The organism is Sutcliffiella horikoshii (assembly GCF_021991925.1).
GTDB classification, from domain to species: domain Bacteria; phylum Bacillota; class Bacilli; order Bacillales; family Bacillaceae_I; genus Sutcliffiella_A; species Sutcliffiella_A horikoshii_F.
In genome coordinates this window covers 576,714-598,897 of sequence record NZ_RXZI01000001.1, presented here as the reverse complement: position 1 = coordinate 598,897, position 22,184 = coordinate 576,714, and the positions used below count along the sequence as shown (strand labels likewise).

The window sequence follows — 22,184 nt, the reverse complement described above, 5'->3', positions numbered from 1 at the left end:
TAATTGATTACTCTATATCGTCATAATCGATCGTGACATTTTCGATTTCTTCCCCGTCGACTACGATTCTGTACTTAGCCTGTTGTTTATAAGCTACCGTGATAGTAAAACTAGTTATTAAATCATCTGTTATGATGAAGGACTCCTTAGGCTCATCATCCATGGTGTTATTTAAATCCTCTATATAAAGTTCGACAGTCTGTTCCGCACCTTCTTCTTCAGGATCGTACTTTACTTCAAGTGGAATATCCACCGATTTATCTCCTGGCTCTGGTCCATCAGATACAATAAGCTTTATTGTATCCCCTTTTCGGACCTGTGATTCCGGAGCAGGGTCCTGCTTGATGATATTTCCTTCTGAAACGGAATCATTATATTCATTGGAAATATCCGGGACCAATCCAAGCCCTGTTAGGTGTCTTTGAGCAAAATCGATGGAAGACCCTTGATAGTTATCCAAGGTGATGGGACTAGATCCCATGGAGACAACCAGTTTAACTTCTGTCTCTTCCGGAATGACCATTGTACCCTCTTCAGGTTCTTGGCGAATTACCCTTCCCTCTGGAACATCATCAGAGTGTACTTCCTCTACGTTAACTCCCTTAAACTTTTCATTTATCCTTTGACTCGCATCTTCCACAGAAAGGCCTGTGTAGTCATCCATCTCCACTTCTTCTTTTCCAAGACTCCTGAAGATGGTGATCGCTTTGCCTTCCTTCACCACATCCCCTGCTTTAGGGAACGTTCTGGTGACTTTGCCTTTTTCAATCTCATCACTTGGCTCCTCCTTTGGTTCCTCAAGAACAAAACCAAGATCAATTAGTTCTTTGACAGCATCGTCATATTCATAATCAGTCAAATCCGGCACAGTAACATCTTTTGGTAAAAGCATGGATGGAAGGACGGTAAATGCAGCGACCGCTCCACCTATCAATAGAAAAAGTATAGCCAAAAGGGCGATCACCCATTTTTTCTTCTTCTTTTTCTTTTGCTTTGGAGGGGGTGTTTCTTTTTCCTCTTTAATCGGCTTTTCCTCTGGTGGTCGGATTCTTGTTTCTTCTTCAGTCGTAAGGTTTCCCAGACTCCCTTTTATAATCGGGATAGCCTTTGTTGCTTCATCATCATCATCCGGAATGATAAATTTAGGCTCATCCAAGCGACTTGGATCAAGTGCTGTCATGAGGTCTGATTGCATTTCATCTACAGATGCAAAGCGATGAAACGGATCCTTTGCCATTGCCTTCAATACCACATTTTCCATACTTTGAGGTAAAGTTGGATTCCATCGTTTCGGGGATGGTGTTTCCGATTGAAGGTGTTTTAAGGCGATGGAAACAGCAGATTCGCCACTGAATGGAAGTCGGCCGGTCAATAATTCGAACATGACGATTCCGAGTGCATAGACATCTGATTTCTTCGTGGCCAGACTCCCTCTTGCTTGTTCAGGTGACAAATAGTGAACAGAGCCTAAAAGTGAATTCGTTTGTGTGATGGTAGTAGAACTAAGGGCCATTGCAATACCGAAATCCGTTACTTTCACGGTCCCATAATCATCGATTAAAATATTTTGAGGCTTTATGTCTCTATGGATAATACCATTTTCATGGGCATGGGAAATGGCAGACGTCAATTGATTCATGATTTCTACCGCATTATATTGTTCCACAGGAGCATATTGTTGAATGTATTGCTTCAGGGTTTTTCCCTTGACATGTTCCATCACGATGTAATAGATGTCGTCTTCTTCCCCGATATCATAAATGCTGACAATATTCGGGTGGTCCAAACTTGTTGCCGATTGTGCTTCCCTTCTGAAGCGGCGAATAAATTCTTCATCGTTTGCAAAATCTAATCGTAATACTTTGACCGCAACATCTCTGTCCAAAATCATGTCGTGGGCAAGGTAAACGTTCGCCATTCCTCCGCCACCGATGACTTCCAAAATTTTATAGCGATCATTTAATCTTTTGCCTATTAACACCTATATCACCCACTCCCAGCTTCGGAGACAGATAATTCCAAAATGGCTACCGTGATATTATCTTCCCCACCGTAATGGTTGGCGCGTCTAATCAATTCCTCCGCCTTGGCAGATAAAGCTTGGCTTCCATTGTTCAACACCTCGACAATCTCCCGGTCATTGACTTTATCAGTCAAGCCATCTGAACAAAGGAGAATATATCCAGGGTCATCATATGTAATGGTTTTTATATCAATCTTTACCGTTTTCTCTGTCCCTAAAGCCTGTAGTATAACATTTTTTCTAGGATGATGCTCTGCATCTTCTTTAGATATCTGCCCAGTTTTCACAAGTTCATTAACAAATGTATGATCTTCTGTTAATTGCTTGGCACCCTCTTCTGAAATCAGATAGATTCTGCTATCCCCCACATGCGCAAGGGTCACAAAAGAATCCCCCAAAATTACAGCTACAATCGTCGTTCCCATACCATGACATTCTTCATGAGAATTAGCATGATCAAAAAGCGATTGATTGGTTTGGAGAATGAATGTCTTCAACCAGATTTCAGCAGGTTCAGGGGAAGAGATGTTTGTCGTCTCCTCCCACATTTCCTTGATGTGGCTTACAGCTTTTTCACTTGCCACTTCCCCTGCCTGATGGCCCCCCATGCCGTCACAAACAACTGCTAGCATTGTGCCGTCTTTATTAACAAAAACTCCCCCATTGTCTTCATTATGTGAACGAACTCTCCCTCTATCTGTTAAAAAGACCATTAACAATTGTCACCTCGTCTCTTCTTTCCGCTCCTTTGCACGCAGCTGACCGCATGCAGCATCAATGTCGTGGCCTTGCTCACGACGGACTGTTACGTTAACCCCTAGATTTTTCAAGGTTTTTTCAAATAAATTGATTTGTTCTTTTGGTGTTCTTACATAGTCCCGTTCCGGAACATAGTTAACTGGTATCAAGTTAACATGACATTTCATTCCTTTTAGGAGTTGAGCTAATTCCTCTGCATGCTCTACTTGGTCATTGACCCCACCGAACAAGCCATACTCAAAGCTAACACGTCGTCCCGTTTTGTTAATATAATAACGGATCGATTCCATGAGATCTGGAAGTTTATATGCTCTATTAATAGGCATCAGTCTTGAACGTATTTCTGTATTTGGAGCATGAAGTGAAACAGCAAAATTAATCTGCATATTTTCATCTGCAAATTTATAAATCTTAGGGATGATTCCACTTGTGGAAACAGTAATATGACGTGCACCAATATTAAGTGCTTTGTCATGATTGATGATCTTTAAGAAATCGAGCATCTCATCGAAGTTATCGAATGGTTCACCAATCCCCATGATAACAACGTGGCTGACACGCTCATCCATTTCATCAAGTGCCTGTTGTACCTTCACAACTTGCGCAACAATTTCTCCTGCTTCAAGGTTACGTTTTAACCCTCCAAGCGTAGAAGCGCAGAAAGTACAGCCGATTCGGCAGCCTACCTGTGTCGTTACACAAACAGAATTACCATATTCATGCTTCATTAGGACCGTTTCAATGGAATATCCATCATGTAGTTCAAATAAAAATTTCATCGTTCCATCGGAAGAAGTTTGTTGTACAATTGTTTTCAACGTTGTGAGCGCATAAGTCTCCTCAAGCTTTTCCCTTAGTCCTTTGGAAAGATTTGACATCTCCTCAAACGAAGTAACACGTTTCTGGTATAACCACTCAAAAATCTGTGTTGTTCTGAATTTTTTCTCTCCGATACTTAGTAACCATTCTTCCAATTCGTGTAATTGTAGAGAATAGATGGACGGTTTACGCGTTGCTTCTTCTTGTTTGATTTGTTCTTTTGTTTTATGTTCCATCTTTTACACCTGCCTTTTTAGTCTAACAATAAAAAATCCATCCGTACCAAAATAGTGAGGCAATAGTTGGAGCATACCTTCTTTAACATAGCTGTTTACCTTTTCTGGCAGTAATTCTTTAATGTTGAAATCTATTTCGAACTCTTTGTTTGCTTCTAGAAATGCATGTACTACATCAGTATTTTCTTCTTTATCAATTGTACATGTACTATATACCAAAGTTCCACCCTTTTTTACAAGAGGTGCCACTTCCTTTAGTATAGCCAATTGGATGGAAGCTAATTGCTTGATGTCCTCCATCGTTTTTGTATATTTAAGATCTGGCTTCCTGCGAATGACCCCGAAGCCTGAGCATGGGGCATCCACAAGCACCTTATCGAATTGCTCTTCTTTGAATATTTCTTTTGCTTTTCGGCTGTCAAGCGCCTGTGCTTCTATATTGGATAGGTGAAGGCGATCTGCCTGCTCTTTAATCAATTTCACCTTGTGATCATGTAAATCGGTGGATATTACGGTACCCGTTCCCTTTAATAGTTCGGCAATATGTGTGGTCTTCCCGCCCGGGGCTGCACAACAATCATAAACCTCGTCTTCCTTTTCAACACCAAGTGCTTTTGCAACAAGCATGGAACTCTCATCCTGAATGGTCATATAACCATTCTTGTATGCATTGGAGTATGCCATGTTTCCTTTTAGTGAAACAATGCTTTCCTCAGCAAGCTCCCCTTTTTCCACACTGAACCCTTGATCGGTCAACATTTGCAATACTTCTTCCACTTTCGCCTTGGCAGTATTTGCCCGGGCCGATTGGTGTGGAGGTACAAGGTTCATCTCACACATTCTTTCGGTATCATGGACGCCGTATTGCTCCACCCACTTTTCCACCAACCATTTTGGATGGCTGGTTGCAATAGAGATTCGGTCTATATCGTTCTCCATGGTTTCAAGATCTGGCACTCCATTACGCTGAATGGACCTAAGCACACCGTTTACAACAGATGCCACTCCTTTGTGTCCTCTTTTTTTAGCGATCTCCACTGCTTCATATATGGCTGCGCGGGCTGGTACTTTATCCAAGTATAGCATTTGATACAACGTCATTTTTAACAGCACCTTCACCCAGTCCTGTAACTTCTTCTGTTTTTCGATATTTGGCATCAGGTAGTAATCAATGGTGATGGAACGCTGGATGGTACCATAGACTATCTCTGTGAATAGTCCCGCATCTTTTTTGGACAGCTTCCCTGAATCAAGGTAATTGTTCAACAATAAGTTACTGTAGGCTTGCTTTTTTTCCACATTTAACAATGCTTCCAAAGCAAGTTCTCTTACATTTTTCATTTTAGTCTCCTAGCTTTGTGCCTTCAGATAAAGAAGCTCCTGCGCCGTTTAAATATTGCGCTCCGGTCATACGCTTTTTACCAGCAAGCTGCAAGTCTGTAATTTTTATACCTGTAGTATTGCCTGTTTTTACAATAAATCCATCTTCTTCAATTCCAATGATGGTTCCCGGTACTGCTTCTTTGGCCGCTTTTACTTTCACACCCCACCAGACTTTCATGACCTGGCCATCCATGGTTGTATAGGCAACAGGCCAAGGATGCAAACCGCGAATATGATTATAAATTTGCTCGCCATCTTTTGTCCAATCGATCTTTTCTTGCTCGCGTTTGATATTGGAAGCAAAAGTGGCTTCTTCATGGTTCTGGACAACTGCCTCCAGTTTATTATCAAACAATTGCGGGAGCGTGTCAGAAAGAAGCTTTGAACCAGCAACACTCAATTTATCGTGCAAGGTTCCAACGTGATCATCCTCTTCAATTTTCACTTCCACTTGTGTCAGCATATCCCCAGCATCCAGTTTTTCTACCATATACATGATCGTGACACCTGTCTTCTCATGGCCCTGAATGATGGAATAATGAATAGGCGCACCTCCACGGAGTTTGGGGAGCAGGGATGCATGCACATTGATACAACCATATGCAGGAGCATCAAGCAGTGGTTTAGGCAAAATCTGGCCAAACGCAGCTGTTACAATCAAATCAGGCTTTAATGACGTGATTTTCTCATATTCTGCAGGTTCTTTAATTTTCTCTGGCTGATAAACAGGAATTTGGTGTTTCTCCGCTTCCACTTTCACAGGTGGAGGCGTTAAAACCTTTTTTCTACCCTTTGGACGGTCAGGCTGAGTGACCACCGCAATCACTTCATAGCCGTCTTCGATTATTTGTTGCAGGACAGGGACTGCAAAATCTGGTGTTCCCATAAATACGATTTTTTTCATCTATATCACCCTTCTACTTCCAACTCGTCTTCTTTAAAATACCTCAATACTTTAGAGGTGAACAACACACCGTTCAAATGGTCCATTTCATGTTGGATTGCCCTGGCAAGGAAGCCGCGCGCCTCCAATTCGTACCACTTACCTTTACGGTTTTGGGCACGTACCTTTATATAATTGGAACGCTTCACTTCCCCATAGAGATCCGGAAAGCTCAAACAGCCCTCGGGACCCACCTGCTCGCCTTCTTCTTCTACTATTTCCGGATTAATCAGCTCAATTTTCCCATGTTGATCATCTATATCCACAATGGCAATTCTTTTTGCTATTCCGACCTGGGGAGCTGCAAGGCCTACCCCATCAGCCTGAAGCATCGTATCATACATATTGGTCAATAGTCGAACTAACCTTTTATCAAAGACGGTTACCGCCTCACAGTTCTGCTCCAATACAGGTGCAGGGTATTTAACAATAGCTAAAATAGTCAATCTTGATACCTCCATCTATTACATGAGCATATAAGGATTCAAGTCAATATGGATGGCAAGTTTCTCCTGATCCATTTGGGCTTGATACTTTTCCACCACTGTTTTTAATGCCTCATGTAAATTTGGTTCTTTTTTATATTTAACAATGCACTGATACCTATAACGATCTTTGATTCTCGCAATCGGAGAAGCAACCGGTCCAAGTATAACAGCCTCTTTCGATAATTGCATGTTTAAAAAATGGGTAATTTTTTCTGTGACCGTTACTACCTTTGTCAATTCTTGATGTGTCACGGTTACAAGGGCCAAATAGTAAAATGGCGGATACTGGTGGATCTTCCTTACTTGCATTTCTTTTTGATAGAAATCCAAGTAGTTATGCGTCCCTGCAAGCTCTACGCTGTAATGTTCCGGGCTATACGTCTGTACTACCACTTCGCCGGCCAATTCGTGTCTGCCTGCACGCCCACTTACTTGTGTTAGAAGCTGGAATGTTTTTTCTGACGAACGAAAATCCGGAATATTAAGCATAGTATCGGCTGTCAACACCCCAACAAGTGTTACAAAGGGGAAGTCTAAGCCTTTAGCAATCATCTGGGTTCCGAGCAGGATATCGGCTTTCCGGTCGCCAAACTGCTGTAAAAGCCTTTCATGCGATCCTTTTTTGCTAGTTGTATCCACATCCATCCGGATGACTCTTGCTTCTGGAAGGAGCTTGGTCAACTCTTCCTCTACCTTTTGCGTCCCTGTTCCAAAGAAACGGAAGTGTTCACTGTCACAAGATGGACAGGTGGACCTGACAGGCTCCTCGTATCCGCAATAATGGCATTTTAATTGATTGCTACTACGGTGATAGGTCAAGGAGATATCACAATGGGGGCATTCCACTACATACCCACAGTCTCGACACATTACAAAAGATGAATAACCTCTTTTATTCAAAAACAAGACGGATTGCTCGCCATGTGCAAGCCTTGTCTGTAGCTTTTCCAAGAGGCTTCTAGAGAACATCGAACGGTTTCCTTCCCGCAACTCTTCCCTCATATCGACAATTTCCACTGCCGGCATTCCTTGTTGACTCATTCTTTTATCCATCGTTAGAAGCTTGTACACCCCTTTGGATGCACGTGCGAAGGTTTCCAGTGTGGGGGTGGCACTGCCAAGGACAACTGGGCACTCATGATATCTGCCCCTTTCCAACGCAATGTCACGGGCATGATAACGCGGGGTATCCTCCTGTTTATAGCTTGTTTCGTGTTCCTCATCGATGATGATGATCCCAACATTCTCAAATGGGGCAAATATCGCGGATCTGGCACCTACCACTACTCTTACTTCTTTCCGATGAATTTTTCGCCATTCATCATATTTTTCGCCCATACCAAGTCCACTGTGCATCACTGCGACCTCAGAGCCGAACCTGGACTTGAATCGGTTAACCATCTGTGGTGTCAAGGCAATTTCAGGAACAAGTACGATTGCTTCCTTTCCTTGTTGCAGGACCGTATCCACTGCCTGCATATAAACCTCCGTTTTTCCGCTTCCCGTCACACCGAACATAACAAATGCTTCATGCCTCTTTTGTTCAATCGAATCTAGGATCGGAGTGATGGCTTCTTGTTGTTGTTGCGTTAATAGTAGAGGTTGGGATTGCTCAAACTTTCTGTTTTCATATGGGTCCCTATAAATCTCTTCATCTTTTTCTATAAGAATTCCTAATTTGACTAATGCCCCGATGGCACTTGTGCCGATCTGCAGCTCTTCTAAAAGTGATTTTTTATCCATCATCTCTTGTTTTGTTTCGATAAAATAATCTAGAAGTTTATGCTGTGCCGCTGCACGGGGGGATAGCTTCCCTTTGGCATCTTTTAGATCTTCATAGGAAGTTTGTCGTTGAACTACTTTTCTCGTTTTTTTAGCAAGCTTATCCTTCACTTCATAATATACTTCGAGAATATCTTCTTGTATCAAAAGCTTGATTGTATGGAAGTGGTTGGTTCCAGCCAATTCTTCAAATTTAACACGGGAAGTATTCTGAAAAAATAATTGAAGTTCTTCGGGTACACGATCGATGTCCCTTACAATGAGCCACTTTTCATACTTTGCTTTCAAGGCGGCAGGTAGCATGGCTTGATAAGCAGAGATGGTAAAACAAAGGGTATGATCTCTGAGCCAAGTTGCCAGCTGCATTAGTTCCTTCGTAAGAATAGGTTGGATATCAATCAAAGAAGTGATGGGTCGAGTTTTCGGCACCGTTGTATGGTCTTTGACTTCCACCACAAATCCTTGTATTTGCCTTGGGCCAAAGGGGACATTCACCCTCATGCCCGGTTGAATGAAACCATTCCATTTAGCGGGTATCTCATAGTCAAAGGCTCTATCCGTCTGTTTGGCGGGAACATCCACAATCACACTCGCATAAAAGGTCATCGCTTTTCCCCGAGGGTGGTTGCGACTTCTTCCAGCAGCGCAAAAGCAACATCCCGCTTTGTCATCATCGGTAAAGAGGTACTCGTGCCGTCTTTTTTGTAGATGGTTACCAGGTTTGTCTCCGTTCCAAATCCCGCACCTGAGACTGTTACATTGTTCGCGACCACGAAATCCAGGTTTTTCTTGATAAGTTTTCCTTTGGCATATTCTTCTACATTATTTGTCTCGGCAGCAAATCCCACGAGTAGTTGATGTGTTTTTCTTTCACCAAGAGCCTTAAGGATATCTTGGGTCCTCTCCAGCTCCAGCACACTATCCCCATCCTGCTTTTTCATCTTGATATCTGATACATATTTCGGGCGATAATCAGCCACTGCTGCTGATTTTATGACAACATCGGTTTGTCCAAAATTGTCCATCACCGCATCATACATTTCCTGTGCGGATTCCACCCTGACAGTTTTAACATTTTGTGGGTCAGGCAGCTGGGTTGGACCAGAAACCAATGTGACATCAGCACCCAGGCTCGCAGCCACTTCCGCAATGGCATACCCCATTTTCCCTGTTGAGCGGTTAGTGAAAAAACGCACAGGATCCACTTTTTCCACGGTCGGTCCTGCCGTAACAAGCACACGTTTCCCCGCAAGTGTTCTATCTTCATGTTTTTGAAAAAATCGTATGAGTCCTTCTACAATGGTTTCCGGCTCTTCCAATCTCCCTTTACCTACATAGCCACATGCCAAAAAGCCCTCACCTGGTTCAATAAATCGATAACCAAAAGAAGCAAGGCGATCCATATTCTCCTTTACGGCAGGATGGTCATACATATGTACATTCATCGCAGGTGCAATCCATACAGGAGCAGTGCTGGCAAGAAGCGTTGTCGTTATCATATCATCCGCCAAACCGTTTGCTAGCTTGCCGATTACGTTTGCCGTCGCGGGTGCGACAAGGACTACATCCGCCCAGTCAGCTAGATCGATGTGGGAGATGACAGCAGGATTCTTTTCTTCGAAGGTATCTGTGAAAACATCGTTTCTAGATAACGCTTGAAAAGACAATGGTGTAACAAATTTGCAGGCGGACTGGCTCATGATGACCTTCACTTCGGCACTTTGTTGTACTAGCTTGCTTGTAAGTGCCACTGCCTTATAAACGGCAATTCCCCCAGTAACACACAATAAGATTTTCTTGTTCTTTAGCATTCCACTGACCCCCGTCCTGTTTTTACTTGATAATGAGTATTATATACAACTCCCAGTAGCTACCCGTTCCAGATGTTCGCTAATCAAGAGGGCGATGCTTGAGCTTCCTCACAATGTTTCAACGGTCTCAAGCTACCGCTTCCCTCCCGCAGGAGTCACAAACCTTGCAGGAGTCTCCCGGACCGCCTACGGAATGCGAAGCGCCTGCAACGGAGATTAACCGCTAAATACAAACATAAAGCTTGAAAGAGAAAAATCTACTTTTCACTAAAAAAATAACAACCTATTTCTAGGTTGTTATCTTTACTTGTGATTAAGAATGCCTTCGCTTCTTTCTGCAGTTTTGATGGTCTTGGCAGATAGTAGACCCGCGTCAATCTCCTCAAGGGCTTTCCCAACAAATTTATGGGAAACTGTTTTTTCGATCATTTGATCGTTCACTTGTTGAAGTTCACGAGCACGTCGCGCAGAAACGGTTACAAGTGTATATTTTGAATCTAACTTTTGCATCAATGAATCAATGGATGGGTATAGCATATTATTCAGCCTCCAGCATTTGTTTATATTTTTCACGCAGTCTAGTCCGCTTACAATGTTCAGCCTGTACGATTGCCTGGATTCTGTCACAAGCAAGGTCTACATGATCATTCTCTACCACATAGTCGTATGCGTCCATCATTTCGATTTCCTCTTTCGCAACCGTCATGCGATTGTTGATAAGATCCTCTGTTTCCGTACCTCTAGTCGTGATGCGGTTTTTAAGCTCAGATAAGCTTGGCGGCATCAAGAAGATGAAAACACCTTCCGGGAACTTGCTTTTCACTTGAATGGCCCCCTGTACTTCGATCTCAAGGAACACATCTTTGCCTTCAGCAAGGCATTGCTCCACATACTCAACGGGAGTTCCATAGTAGTTTCCTACATATTCTGCCCATTCAATAAATTTATCCTCTTCAATAAGCTGCTCAAATACTTCTCTAGATTTAAAGAAATAATCCGTTCCATCTACTTCTCCTTCACGCGGATTGCGTGTTGTCATGGAAATGGAATAATGCAAACTGACGTCCTCTTTTGAAAATAATGCTTTTCTGACTGTTCCTTTTCCTACCCCTGAAGGTCCGGAAAGGACGATCAATAATCCTCTATCTCTCATTATATTAACAAATACCTACCCTTCATCAGACATATCATCTTTATTTACCAGTCGCTGTGCAACAGTTTCAGGCTGCACCGCCGATAAGATAACATGATCACTATCCATTATTAGTACTGCTCTTGTTCGTCTTCCATAGGTTGCATCTATTAGCATTCCCTGATCTCTTGCATCTTGGATGATCCGTTTGATCGGCGCAGATTCAGGACTAACAATAGAAATGATTCGGTTTGCTGATACGATGTTTCCAAAGCCAATATTTATCAACTTTATACTCATGTTTCCACCTCTAGTTACAAACTCTATTCTAACCGTGTTTTTTGCTCGGTAATCAAAGTTTACTCAATGTTTTGCACCTGTTCTTTAATTTTTTCCAGGCAAGCTTTCATTTCGACTACCAAATTTGCAATCTTTGCGTCATTGGCCTTGGAACCGATGGTATTCACTTCCCTGTTCAATTCTTGGACAAGGAAATCGAGCTTCCGCCCCACTGGATCTGTCGAATGAAGGGACTGTGTGAATTGACCAAGGTGGCTATGTATCCTCTTCAGTTCTTCATTAATATCCGCTCTATCCGCAAAAATAGCGGCCTCTGCCATGATCCGTTGTTCAACGATCTCAGAACCGAGAAACTCCTTCATTTTCTTCTCGATTCGTTTACGATAAGCTTCCACCACCAAGGGAGCAAATTGTTGAAGCTCTTGGGCCATATTTTCGATATATGTAAGATGAATGAAAATGTCCTCTTTCAACTGTTCCCCTTCAAGGGTCCGCATGGAAACCAATTGTTCTGTCGCCAATTGTACTTGTTCAAGCAGAGACTTTTCTATCTCTTCCATACCGGTGTGAGCTTCTTTTATGGTAAAAACATTCTCTAGTTTAAGTATATCATTAATTTCAATGGAACCGGAAATCTGGTGTCTATCCTTTGCTTTATGTAATGCATCTATATATGCAGAGAGCAATTTCCAATCTACATCCAGTGAATGTTCATGGATGTTTTGCCCTTCAATAGTAATGAAAACTTCGACTCTTCCTCTATGCAAATAAGAGCCTACTGCTTTTTTTAATTTTTCTTCCAATACTAGAAACTGCTTAGGCATTCTAATATTGATCTCACAGAAGCGGTGGTTGACAGATTTCATTTCGACAAGAATCTTATAAGTCCCCTGATTTGCTTCCGCCCGACCAAAGCCTGTCATACTTTTGACCATTTTACTCACTTCCGTTCTGAAGTCTTGCGCTGGTATTGGCTATTATTGATGCTAAGCAACCACTATATTAGCATTGTTTCCCTTATTTTAAAAGCTATTTTTACATAAATTTAACCTATGAATCTAAAGAAGAAAAGGCAATAGAGAAAACCTCTCTACTACCTTCCAAAAAATTATACCATATTCTTTTTTGCTTTTCCTGTAAAAAGGGTGCCAACCAATAAAAATGTTGGAAGGGAAGCCATTCCGAGAATTAACAGCCATTCTTTCGGATCAAGTGCCACGGTATGGAAAATACCCTGCAACGGAGGATAATAGATGACGATCAGCATCAAGATGATACTCGAGATGACCGCACCAACAAGGTACATGTTCTGAAACGGGTTACGATGGAAAATGGATCTTTCACTTCTGCAATCGAAAACATGGATGAGCTGGGCCATGACTAGCGTAGCAAAAGCAACTGTCTGGGCATATACCAAGTTGTCCGGATGTTGCTTGTAAACAATGATGAATGCAATCAAAGTGGCTAGGCCGATTAAAAACCCACGTGATACAATCTTCCACCATAGCCCTCTTGCAAAAACCCCTTCCCGCGGATGTCTAGGCTTTCGCTTCATTACATCGCCCTCCGCCTGATCAAGTCCAAGCGCCATGGCAGGAAGTCCGTCTGTCACAAGATTCACCCATAATATCTGAATCGGTACAAGTGGCAGTGGCAAGGCCAAAAGCATTGCGAATAGCATCACCAAGATTTCTCCAACATTTGAAGCCAACAGGTAACGAATGAACTTCCTGATATTCTCATAGATGTTACGCCCTTCCTTGATGGCTGACTTGATGGTGGCGAAATTGTCGTCAAGAAGGACTAAAGAAGATGCTTCTTTGGCCACATCCGTTCCGGTGATACCCATTGCTATCCCAATATCTGATGCTTTTATCGCCGGAGCGTCGTTTACTCCATCTCCCGTCATCGCCACAATATGACCCTTCTTCTGTAGAGCCTTAACAATGGATAGTTTATGTTGGGGCGATACCCTTGCGAATACGTAGACATCGTCCACCATTTCCTCCAACTGTTCCTGTGTCATCGTTTGAAGCGTTTTTCCTTCTAACACCTTACCACCCATCGGTAGGATGCCGATTTCGGATGCAATCGCTTTTGCCGTCACAATATGGTCTCCTGTGATCATGACCGTCCTGATCCCTGCCTCTTTACATTCCCTGACAGCCTGTTTCACTTCTGGGCGAGGGGGGTCGATCATCCCTTGGATACCTATAAACACCAGGTCCTTTTCAATCTCTTTTTCAAGCATACTTTCATGGAAATTGGAGATCGGCTTAAATGCTACGGCGATATTACGTAATGCTTGGGATGCCAATGTATGAACCGTATCTTTGACGATGTTTTCATACTTACTTGAGAAAAGCTCCCTTTTGCCGTCCCATAAAAGTGATTCACTCACATTTGTTATCACATCAGGAGCACCTTTTGTGATGACAAACATTTTTCCCTGCTGATCTTTCACCACGATGCTCATCATCTTACGTTCTGAGTCAAACGGATATTCCTTTATTATTTGAAATTCACTCAAAAGGCTTTCACGAGTGTAACCCGCCTTCATTGCGGCAACCGCAAGCGCCCCTTCTGTAGGGTCTCCATCTAAGATGTACTGCTTATTCTTCTGAATAATGTTGGCATGATTACATAACAGCCCAAACGTTAAAAGTTGTTGTAGTGATTTGTTCTTATTGGAACTCTCGGCCCCTTCAGTATGAAACTCCCCTTTCGGTTCATACCCGTTGCCTGTCACACTCCAGGTTGTTCCCCCAGACCAAACATGGGTGACTGTCATTTTATTCTGGGTAAGCGTTCCTGTTTTATCCGAGCAAATGACAGATGCACAGCCAAGGGTTTCCACTGCCGGAAGCTTTCGGACAATGGATTTTTGTTTGATCATCCGTTGCACACCAAGAGACAGTGCCACCGTCACAATCGCTGGAAGACCTTCCGGGATGGCCGCAACTGCCAAAGAAACACCAGCAAGGAACATGTCATATAAACTATGGCCTTGAAGAACCCCTACTACCACCACTAAAAGGGTCAGGATCAAGGCTACCGTGATCAGTATCTTTCCAAGCTGCTCCAACTTTCTCTGCAAAGGGGTAATCGTCGTCTCGGCAGATTGCAATAGATCAGCAATTTGCCCCATGGCAGTGTTCATGCCCGTGGCAACTACTACACCCACACCGGTTCCACGTGTGACGAGCGTTCCCATAAAGGCCATATTTTCCTGGTCTCCGATTGCCACATCCGACCCTTGTACAGGTTTATCGCTTTTTACAGAAGGAACGGACTCCCCCGTTAAAGCGGATTCTTCGATTTCAAGGGAACTGGCCTGTACAATTCGAAGGTCTGCACCGATCCTGTCACCACTGCCAAACTTGATGATGTCACCGACCACCACTTCCCTTGAAGCCACTTTCCGCCATTCCTTCTCCCGTAGCACTGTCACCTGTGGAGCTGATAGTTCCTTCAATGCTTGCAGTGACTTTTCCGCTTTTCTTTCTTGGAAAAAACCAAGAAATGCATTAATGACAACAATGGCTATTATGGCAACAGCATCAATATATTCACCAAGGAGCCCAGAAATCAACGTTGCTGCCAGTAATACAACCACCATGAAATCCTTGAACTGCTCTAAAAACAATAAAAAGGCGTTCGGCCTCTCCGCCTCTTGAAGTTCGTTCGTCCCAAATTGCAACAGACGATTTTTCGCTTCTTTTTCACTAAGCCCTGCTTCCAAATCTGAGTTGATCTGCTCTTCCACTTCTTCTGCTCTCATTTCATGCCATTTCATCTGTCCCACCTCACAACCTTTGCACAAAATCTATCTACCAAAGCATATTCGGACTCGTCCAAAAAAATGATATACTTTTTGGGCGTTCATCAGATTGATAAGATATAATGAGGAAAAGAGACAATATAAGTTTTTTGACAAGAAGGGAAGTTTACATATATGAGTTTTGATGGAATTTTTACATACGCCATGACAAACGAGCTGAAGGAAAAGCTTGAAAGCGGAAGGATCACAAAGATCTACCAGCCTTACAAAAATGAGCTAGTGCTCACCATCCGTTCTGGCCGGACAAATCACAAGCTGCTCATCAGTGCCCACCCAAGCTACGCAAGAATGCACTTGACAGAGGAATCCTACGAAAACCCGTCAGAGCCGCCGATGTTTTGCATGCTCCTACGAAAGCATTTAGAAGGCAGTATCATCACGGATATCCACCAAGTAGGCATGGACCGCATCATAGTGTTCGATGTTAAAGCACGAAATGAAATCGGGGATGTTTCCTACAAGCAGCTAATCGTAGAAATCATGGGACGCCACTCCAATATCATTTTCATCGATAAAGAAAAGCAGATGATTCTAGACAGCATCAAGCATGTCCCGATGGCCCAGAACAGACATCGAAGCCTGACACCAGGCCAAACGTATGTCCTTCCACCTGCTCAGGATAAAATCAATCCTCTAGAAGCGACTGAAGAAACGGTACAGAGAAAACTGGACTATATCGGAGGAAAGCTCGACAAGCAGCTTGTTAACACTTTTGCCGGGGTCTCCCCTTTATTCGCCAAGGAAGCTGTCCATTTAGCTGGACTGGCTAATAGGGACACCCTTCCTAAAAGCTTCATTGCCTTGGTGGATAAAATCAAAAAGGGGGACCTCTCGCCGCAGATCATTACATCAGACAACAAAGAGGTTTTCTATTTACTTGACCTTGAACACCTTAAAGGGGAAGGTAAGCAGTTTGCTTCACTCAGCGAAACACTTGACCGATTCTACTTCGGAAAAGCATCACGGGATCGCGTAAAGCAGCAAGCAAACGATCTCGAACGTTTTATCACAAACGAAATCCAGAAAAATGAAAAGAAGATTGTAAAGCTTGAACAGACCTTAGTGGATGCAAGGGACGCAGAGAAATTTCAATTATATGGGGAGCTCCTGACTGCCAACCTTTATCAAATCTCGCGCGGAGATACCGAGGTGACCGTCGTGAACTATTATGACGAAGAAGGCGGCACCATCACCATAGCACTGGATCCGCAACGATCTCCTTCTAGCAACGCGCAACGATACTTTAACAAATACCAAAAAGCAAAGAATTCGTTAGCTATCGTAGAAGAACAAATCGAAAAAGCGAAAGCGGAAATCGAATACTTTGACATGCTGAACCAACAGGTGGAAACAGCCTCTCCAAAGGATATCCAGGAAATCCGTGAAGAGCTGATGGAAGAAGGCTATCTGCGCATGAAACAAAAGCGAAAAAAGCTGAAACCACAAAAACCAGTTCTTGAGAGTTATGTTGCAAGTGACGGGACAGAAATTTTAGTAGGCAAGAACAATAAACAAAACGACCACCTTACCAATAGGATTGCCCGTAGAGACGATATATGGCTCCATACAAAAGACATACCAGGTTCCCATGTCGTCATCAAAAACTCCGACCCGACAGAGGAGACCATTAAAGAGGCTGCCACCATCGCTGCCTACTTCAGCAAAGCCCGACACTCAAGCTCTGTTCCAGTCGATTTCACCAAAGTCAGAAATGTCAAGAAACCTTCAGGGTCCAAGCCTGGATTTGTGATCTATGAACAGCAACAGACCATCTATGTGACTCCTGATGAAGAGATGATCATTGGGCTGAAGAAGTGATGAAAGAAGCACCTGCCCTCATGAGAGAGCAGGTGCTATTTAATTTATCTTAAATTATTTTGAAAGCTTTCAAGAATCACTGTTGCCCCTTGTTCCAACTCATGGTCTACGTCAGGAACGTTAATTCGCAAATAGGCAAAAGGCTCTCCATCTTCCCTGCTCATAATGAAATGCTGAGTTTGAAAAACATTCATTGACTTCACATGTTCTCGATATAAAGTGGTGGGATAGCTTAAACCTTTCAGGTCCCGTTCTTCCATAACCTTCATTCGATCGATCTCTTTATCACATTGTTTTTCACAAAATGCAAGTTTTCCGACCATCTCTCCATTTTCTTTTAGGATTAACCATGTGTTCATCTGATCCTGGCTAAGCCTTAACCCCATTTCACTTAAAACAGGGATTTTTGGAGTGGGATTTGCTCCACCGCTAGTATAATGATCCACATTTGCTTTCCCATTAACCAGATAATATCCTCCAACAACAAGTGTACTTATGAATAGAACTATAGATACAATGGGGGCTAGATGGAAGTTATATTGCCTTAACCTCTTTTTTTTCGACATATTTACTTGCAACGAATGGAGGACTTCCTGCTTTTCGTTCGGTTCCAAACCTATTAATTGAAAGCTTTTAGAAATTCGCTCCCATCCATTCTGATCATTAGATATTTTCATGTATATAGCCCTCCTTTTCCAACTGTTTTTTTAACGCCAGTTGAGCTCGAAAAAGGGTTGTCTTCACTTTTGCCTCTGACCAATCGAGGACTTCTGCGGTTTCGTGAATGGACATTTCTTTTAGTTTCCGGAGTACAATTACCTCTTTATAGGAATGTTTCAGTTTACTAAGCGCAGCATATAAATGCACTTCCGTTTCCCCCAATTCCACTATCTTTTGCGGACAATTCCCCTCGTCTACCGATAAAAGATTCCACTCCTGTAAAAAGAAAGCAACCGGCCTAGCTCTTCTCTGATAATCTATCGTTACACTTCTGGCGATCCGATATAACCAATTTTTCACACTTACTTTCCCCTGATAATGTTGCAAACTGAAATAAGATTTCAAAAAAGTATCATGCATGAGATCCTTGGCTACTTCCTGGTCCCCCGTAAGCATTACTATAAAACGATAGATTTCATCGCTATGTATATCGTACCACTCTTGGATTTTTTGTTTGGCAAATTCCTCGTCCATCCCGTCCCCTCCTTTTTCATGTGTTTTAAAGACGAATAAGAAAATTTAAAGTTACACCAAATTTTCATATTTTTAGGTTTATTTTAACAAATAAAAGGGTAATCATTTGCTTCCTCATAAAAAGCATGTTTAAATGGAAAAATAGTTTTAAATGTTTTTCAAATGGAGGTTACAACATGAAAAAGAAATTGACGATCTTTCTAGTAGCGATGTTAACAGCTGTACTATTAGCTGCATGTGGTTCCAATGGAAATAATGCTGCTAACGAAGGGAAAGAAAACAAAGAGGCGCAACAAGGACAAGAACAACAAACTCCTGAAGTGGAAGAAGTAGATCCCGAGAAAGTTGTCGCTAAAGTCAATGGTCAAGAAATCAAAGGACAAGAATACAACAACATGCTTCAACAAACTCAGATGATGATGATGCAATTCGGTCAAGGCGGAGACGCTGAGGCAATGAAGGATCAAACTCTGAATACATTGATCGATCAAAAGATTCTTTCTCAAGAAGTAGCAGAGAAAGGCTACGAAGCAAGCGAAAAAGAAATCGAAGACTACATCAACGATATTAAAGCAGGTTACGAAAGCGAAGAAAAATTCGAAGAGGCACTAGAAGCAAGCCCGCTTACTATGGACACATTGAAAGCACAAATCGCCGAAGAGTTGGCTCTTCAAAAGTATATGGAAAAAGAATTCCCTGACACAAAAGTGTCGGACGAGCAAGTAAAAGAATACTACGACCAAGCGAAACAACAAAGTGAAGCACAACAAGCGGAAGCTCCAGAAGGAGAAGAAGCTCCAGAAAACGAATTCCCTGAATTCGCTGAAGTAGAAGACCAAATTCGCGGTCAACTAGAGCAAGAAGAAGTCCAAAAGAAACTTCAAACCCTAGTGGAAGACCTTAAGAAAGACAGCGAAATTGAGAAATTAATCTAATAGTACGAAGTTCACAAACGCACCCTTTAATCTGGGTGCGTTTTGTTGTTCTACAAGGCTTTTTAAACAGTACCTTGAATTGTAAGTAGTTCCTATTCGTTTGAGAGATAACTCATTTATCATTCTCCTGGCACTGCGTATATTATTTATGTGTAAAACCCTGCATACCTCTCGTATTGAAATGGATGTGCCAAATAAAAAAGAATAGTCAATCAAGGTTGAAATGTGAGCATCCTTTGACTGGTGTTTGCAAAATGGGCAGCTCCATTTCCTTGGGAGTTTCTCCATAGCCAGTTTGTTGCAATTAGGGCAAGCAACTCCTGTCAATATTTCTAATGCCCCTATATTATAATCTTTGAGGATATTTACATTTCTTGGAGCATGGTGATTGGTTATTAGAAAAGATATTTCTTGTGGGGAAAATCTGGTGGAGCGCTTTGGCTGCTGGTTGGCTAGAATGTCGTTGATTTTAAAAGTCAGGGCAGGGCTTCTCACCACGAATTCTTGTACTAGGGTAGGGTTGGAAAGAGCCTTTACAATAGCGTTTTGGTTTGTAACACCTACAAAACAAAAACCTGGGTACCCTTCTTTATTGTGGTTGGCTAACCACCGCTTGAATTGATTATATTGCATTTTTACTTGAAGGATCGGATCATGCCTAGAGATTTCAAGGTTTATATCTTCTTTCTTAATCTGGATGAGTTGTTGGTAATCTGGATCAAAAAGAAGTGTTCCAGTTAAGTGTTTAGTTTCTAGGAGGATAAAAAATGAAGGAAACAGTAGAAGAGTATCCATTTGGAAGTGATGCTTATTGAGGAGTAGTCTTGCTCCTTTTACTATTATACAATCTTGAACTTCACTTAATTGCGACAAATAATAATCTATGGAGTTTTCTCCAAAATCCCCAGAACGCCTTTTACCTAAATCACTCTCAATCTGTAGATATTTTTCATGTTGAGGTGGCAGCCTCCTAAGTAAGGCATCTAGTTTACACTGCATCTTTGAACGACGGTATCCTTGTTTATCCAATTTTTCACACCTTTCTATTTTTAGTTTGGTCACATATTTCGACATTTATTGGTGGGGTTCCTGCTTTAATGGGTGATTTTGTTATATTTTTTTGGGGATATTTTATTTTAATCATAGGAATCCTCTGATGGGCTTGGGGGTTCTACAGTAAATTCGGAAGCTTCTACACTTTTCCGGCGACCTTCTACATTTCCTGGATCATCTTGTACATTTCCCAACCTCCCTTTTACCACTAAACTTTCATATTCTACACTTTTGCTCTTTTCAGCTACCTAATTTTAAATACAGGTAATTTTCCCCGCTTCTGTGACTACACTCAGGCTACTGGTATCGACGTGTGGCCTTAGGCTGGAGGGCGACATAGTTCCTGCATTAACCTCTCTCCCCCTACAATCCACCTTCTACCGTTAAATCTCAACCTTCTACCACTTCCCGTGCTACCTTCTACATTTCCCGGATTACCTTGTACATTTCCCAACTGTCCTTCTACCACTAAACTCTCACATTCTACACTTTCCTTTATCCTCAGCTACCTACATTTAAAAGTAGGATATTTTAATCATTGGGATCCACTGGTGGGCTTGGGGGTTCTACAGTAAATTCGGAAGCTTCTACACTTTTCCGGCCACCTTCTACATTTCCTGGATCATCTTGTACATTTCCCAACCTCCCCACTAAACTTTCATATTCTACACTTCTGCTCTTTTCAGCTACCTAATTTTAAATACAGGTAATTTTCCCCGCCTCTGTGACTACACTCAAGCTACTGGTATCGACGTGTGGCCTTAGGCTGGAGGGCGACATAGTTCCTGCATTAACCTCTCTCCCCCTACAATCCACCTTCTACCGTTAAATCTCAACCTTCTACCACTTCCCGTGCGACCTTCTACATTTCCCAACTGTCCTTCTACCACTAAACTCTCACATTCTACACTTTCCTTTATCCTCAGCTACCTACATTTAAAAGGAGGTAATCTTCTAGTCCAATATTCTACTACCACAGCAAAAAATCCCCCAGACCACAAGGCCCAGAGGAAAACACTCCAACTATATTCAACTTAAAACTCCATCCAAGTCTCACTTGTCGGGTTCTGCACCCACTTTGAAAGCTTCTTGCGATCACCTTCGAGAATGTAGTCCTTCTCAATCGCCACATCCATCAATGTTTGATAATCACATAGTGCATGCGCTTCAATTTCATAGTTCGCCAAGTTGTCATGGGCTACGTCCAATCCGTATGTAAAAATGGCTACCACCCCAAGCACTTCACAGCCAGCTTCCCTTAGTGCTTGGACTGCCGCGATTGCGCTGCCGCCTGTAGAAATAAGGTCTTCCACTACTACTACTTTCTGCCCGGCTTCTACACGGCCTTCAATTTGATTTCCTTTACCATGCGCTTTCGCTTTGCTTCGAACATAGCACATCGGCAGGTTCAGCTCATTACTGACCAATGCAGCATGAGGTATCCCAGCTGTAGCTGTTCCAGCTACCACCTGCACATCAGAAAACTTTGAAGCAATCAATCTAGACAACGACTCCGCAATATTTCTACGTACACGTGGATATGAAATGGTCAAACGGTTGTCACAATAAATGGGTGACTTAATTCCTGAGGACCATGTAAAAGGGTCATTTGGTTGGAAAAATACCGCTTTGATTTCCAATAAGTCTTCTGCCACTGTTCTGTTCAT

At 42.4% G+C, this 22,184-nt stretch carries 19 protein-coding genes; 2 read left to right on the top strand and 17 right to left on the bottom strand.

What is annotated here, in order from left to right:
- Positions 1–7: 7 nt before the first annotated feature.
- The 13 genes from pknB to EKQ44_RS02840 all read right to left on the bottom strand — a co-directional run bounded on the left by pknB (position 8) and on the right by EKQ44_RS02840 (position 15,472).
- The gene (gene pknB / locus EKQ44_RS02900) at positions 8–1,981 is read right to left on the bottom strand and encodes a Stk1 family PASTA domain-containing Ser/Thr kinase (RefSeq protein ID WP_237662007.1); all 1,974 of its coding nucleotides are present in this window, start codon (positions 1,979–1,981) and stop codon (positions 8–10) included.
- 5 nt (positions 1,982–1,986) lie between these two features.
- The gene (locus tag EKQ44_RS02895; RefSeq protein ID WP_237662006.1) at positions 1,987–2,736 is read right to left on the bottom strand and encodes a Stp1/IreP family PP2C-type Ser/Thr phosphatase; all 750 of its coding nucleotides are present in this window, start codon (positions 2,734–2,736) and stop codon (positions 1,987–1,989) included.
- Positions 2,737–2,745: 9 nt separating this feature from the next.
- Positions 2,746–3,837, bottom strand: coding sequence for a dual-specificity RNA methyltransferase RlmN (rlmN, locus tag EKQ44_RS02890; RefSeq protein WP_237662005.1), 1,092 nt, complete (start codon positions 3,835–3,837; stop codon positions 2,746–2,748).
- A 3-nt stretch (positions 3,838–3,840) separates the two neighbouring features.
- Positions 3,841–5,178 carry a 16S rRNA (cytosine(967)-C(5))-methyltransferase RsmB gene (gene rsmB / locus EKQ44_RS02885; protein WP_237662004.1) on the bottom strand — a complete coding sequence of 446 codons (1,338 nt, stop codon included), beginning with the start codon at positions 5,176–5,178 and terminating at the stop codon, positions 3,841–3,843.
- Position 5,179: 1 nt separating this feature from the next.
- Positions 5,180–6,124 carry a methionyl-tRNA formyltransferase gene (gene fmt, locus EKQ44_RS02880; protein ID WP_237662003.1) on the bottom strand — a complete coding sequence of 315 codons (945 nt, stop codon included), beginning with the start codon at positions 6,122–6,124 and terminating at the stop codon, positions 5,180–5,182.
- A gap of 5 nt (positions 6,125–6,129) precedes the next feature.
- Positions 6,130–6,609: a peptide deformylase gene (gene def, locus EKQ44_RS02875; protein WP_237662002.1), complete on the bottom strand. Its 480-nt coding sequence runs from the start codon at positions 6,607–6,609 to the stop codon at positions 6,130–6,132.
- Positions 6,610–6,627: 18 nt separating this feature from the next.
- On the bottom strand, positions 6,628–9,039 hold the full coding sequence (gene priA / locus EKQ44_RS02870; RefSeq protein WP_237662001.1) for a primosomal protein N': 2,412 nt from the start codon (positions 9,037–9,039) through the stop codon (positions 6,628–6,630).
- Positions 9,036–10,244: a bifunctional phosphopantothenoylcysteine decarboxylase/phosphopantothenate--cysteine ligase CoaBC gene (coaBC, locus tag EKQ44_RS02865; RefSeq protein ID WP_237662000.1), complete on the bottom strand. Its 1,209-nt coding sequence runs from the start codon at positions 10,242–10,244 to the stop codon at positions 9,036–9,038. The genes priA and coaBC overlap by 4 nt, the downstream gene beginning before the upstream one ends.
- 303 nt (positions 10,245–10,547) lie before the next feature.
- Positions 10,548–10,781, bottom strand: coding sequence for a DNA-directed RNA polymerase subunit omega (rpoZ, locus tag EKQ44_RS02860; protein WP_060665844.1), 234 nt, complete (start codon positions 10,779–10,781; stop codon positions 10,548–10,550).
- Between the two features lies 1 nt (position 10,782).
- Positions 10,783–11,397, bottom strand: coding sequence for a guanylate kinase (gene gmk, locus EKQ44_RS02855; RefSeq protein ID WP_064101160.1), 615 nt, complete (start codon positions 11,395–11,397; stop codon positions 10,783–10,785).
- Positions 11,398–11,412: 15 nt separating this feature from the next.
- Positions 11,413–11,676: an extracellular matrix/biofilm regulator RemA gene (gene remA, locus EKQ44_RS02850; RefSeq protein WP_010193107.1), complete on the bottom strand. Its 264-nt coding sequence runs from the start codon at positions 11,674–11,676 to the stop codon at positions 11,413–11,415.
- Between the two features lie 59 nt (positions 11,677–11,735).
- Entirely contained in the window at positions 11,736–12,611 is an 876-nt protein-coding gene (locus EKQ44_RS02845) for a YicC/YloC family endoribonuclease (RefSeq protein WP_237661999.1), read from the bottom strand.
- Positions 12,612–12,784: 173 nt separating this feature from the next.
- Positions 12,785–15,472, bottom strand: a complete 2,688-nt coding sequence (locus EKQ44_RS02840; RefSeq protein WP_237661998.1) for a calcium-translocating P-type ATPase, SERCA-type — start codon at positions 15,470–15,472, stop codon at positions 12,785–12,787.
- A 159-nt stretch (positions 15,473–15,631) separates the two neighbouring features.
- On the opposite strand from EKQ44_RS02840, the gene EKQ44_RS02835 reads away from it, so the two are divergent.
- A complete protein-coding gene (locus EKQ44_RS02835) occupies positions 15,632–17,335 on the top strand; it encodes an Rqc2 family fibronectin-binding protein (protein WP_237661997.1) in 1,704 nt (567 codons plus the stop codon).
- Positions 17,336–17,379: 44 nt separating this feature from the next.
- Here EKQ44_RS02835 and EKQ44_RS02830 read toward each other — a convergent pair whose 3' ends face one another.
- Entirely contained in the window at positions 17,380–18,012 is a 633-nt protein-coding gene (locus EKQ44_RS02830) for a hypothetical protein (protein ID WP_237661996.1), read from the bottom strand.
- Positions 17,999–18,529, bottom strand: coding sequence for an RNA polymerase sigma factor (locus EKQ44_RS02825; RefSeq protein ID WP_237661995.1), 531 nt, complete (start codon positions 18,527–18,529; stop codon positions 17,999–18,001). The genes EKQ44_RS02830 and EKQ44_RS02825 overlap by 14 nt, the downstream gene beginning before the upstream one ends.
- A gap of 176 nt (positions 18,530–18,705) precedes the next feature.
- On the opposite strand from EKQ44_RS02825, the gene EKQ44_RS02820 reads away from it, so the two are divergent.
- Positions 18,706–19,464 carry a SurA N-terminal domain-containing protein gene (locus EKQ44_RS02820; protein ID WP_237661994.1) on the top strand — a complete coding sequence of 253 codons (759 nt, stop codon included), beginning with the start codon at positions 18,706–18,708 and terminating at the stop codon, positions 19,462–19,464.
- On the opposite strand, the gene EKQ44_RS02815 is transcribed toward EKQ44_RS02820, so the two are convergent.
- Positions 19,456–20,538: a nuclease-related domain-containing protein gene (locus EKQ44_RS02815; RefSeq protein WP_237661993.1), complete on the bottom strand. Its 1,083-nt coding sequence runs from the start codon at positions 20,536–20,538 to the stop codon at positions 19,456–19,458. The two genes, EKQ44_RS02820 and EKQ44_RS02815, sit on opposite strands and share 9 nt — an antisense overlap.
- Before the next feature lie 1,013 nt (positions 20,539–21,551).
- Positions 21,552–22,184 (bottom strand): orotate phosphoribosyltransferase, encoded by a 633-nt coding sequence (pyrE, locus tag EKQ44_RS02810; protein WP_237662545.1) that lies wholly within the window; start codon positions 22,182–22,184, stop codon positions 21,552–21,554.

Coding starts and splice junctions, on each gene's coding strand:
- EKQ44_RS02895 (WP_237662006.1), bottom strand. CDS start 2,736: ATGGTCTTTTTAACAGATAGAGGGAGAGTTCGTTCACATAATGAAGAC.
- rlmN (WP_237662005.1), bottom strand. CDS start 3,837: ATGGAACATAAAACAAAAGAACAAATCAAACAAGAAGAAGCAACGCGT.
- rsmB (WP_237662004.1), bottom strand. CDS start 5,178: ATGAAAAATGTAAGAGAACTTGCTTTGGAAGCATTGTTAAATGTGGAA.
- fmt (WP_237662003.1), bottom strand. CDS start 6,124: ATGAAAAAAATCGTATTTATGGGAACACCAGATTTTGCAGTCCCTGTC.
- priA (WP_237662001.1), bottom strand. CDS start 9,039: ATGACCTTTTATGCGAGTGTGATTGTGGATGTTCCCGCCAAACAGACG.
- coaBC (WP_237662000.1), bottom strand. CDS start 10,244: ATGCTAAAGAACAAGAAAATCTTATTGTGTGTTACTGGGGGAATTGCC.
- rpoZ (WP_060665844.1), bottom strand. CDS start 10,781: ATGCTATACCCATCCATTGATTCATTGATGCAAAAGTTAGATTCAAAA.
- gmk (WP_064101160.1), bottom strand. CDS start 11,397: ATGAGAGATAGAGGATTATTGATCGTCCTTTCCGGACCTTCAGGGGTA.
- remA (WP_010193107.1), bottom strand. CDS start 11,676: ATGAGTATAAAGTTGATAAATATTGGCTTTGGAAACATCGTATCAGCA.
- EKQ44_RS02845 (WP_237661999.1), bottom strand. CDS start 12,611: ATGGTCAAAAGTATGACAGGCTTTGGTCGGGCGGAAGCAAATCAGGGG.
- EKQ44_RS02840 (WP_237661998.1), bottom strand. CDS start 15,472: ATGAAATGGCATGAAATGAGAGCAGAAGAAGTGGAAGAGCAGATCAAC.
- EKQ44_RS02835 (WP_237661997.1), top strand. CDS start 15,632: ATGAGTTTTGATGGAATTTTTACATACGCCATGACAAACGAGCTGAAG.
- EKQ44_RS02830 (WP_237661996.1), bottom strand. CDS start 18,012: ATGAAAATATCTAATGATCAGAATGGATGGGAGCGAATTTCTAAAAGC.
- EKQ44_RS02825 (WP_237661995.1), bottom strand. CDS start 18,529: ATGGACGAGGAATTTGCCAAACAAAAAATCCAAGAGTGGTACGATATA.
- EKQ44_RS02820 (WP_237661994.1), top strand. CDS start 18,706: ATGAAAAAGAAATTGACGATCTTTCTAGTAGCGATGTTAACAGCTGTA.
- EKQ44_RS02815 (WP_237661993.1), bottom strand. CDS start 20,538: ATGTCGAAATATGTGACCAAACTAAAAATAGAAAGGTGTGAAAAATTG.
- pyrE (WP_237662545.1), bottom strand. CDS start 22,184: ATGAACAGAACAGTGGCAGAAGACTTATTGGAAATCAAAGCGGTATTT.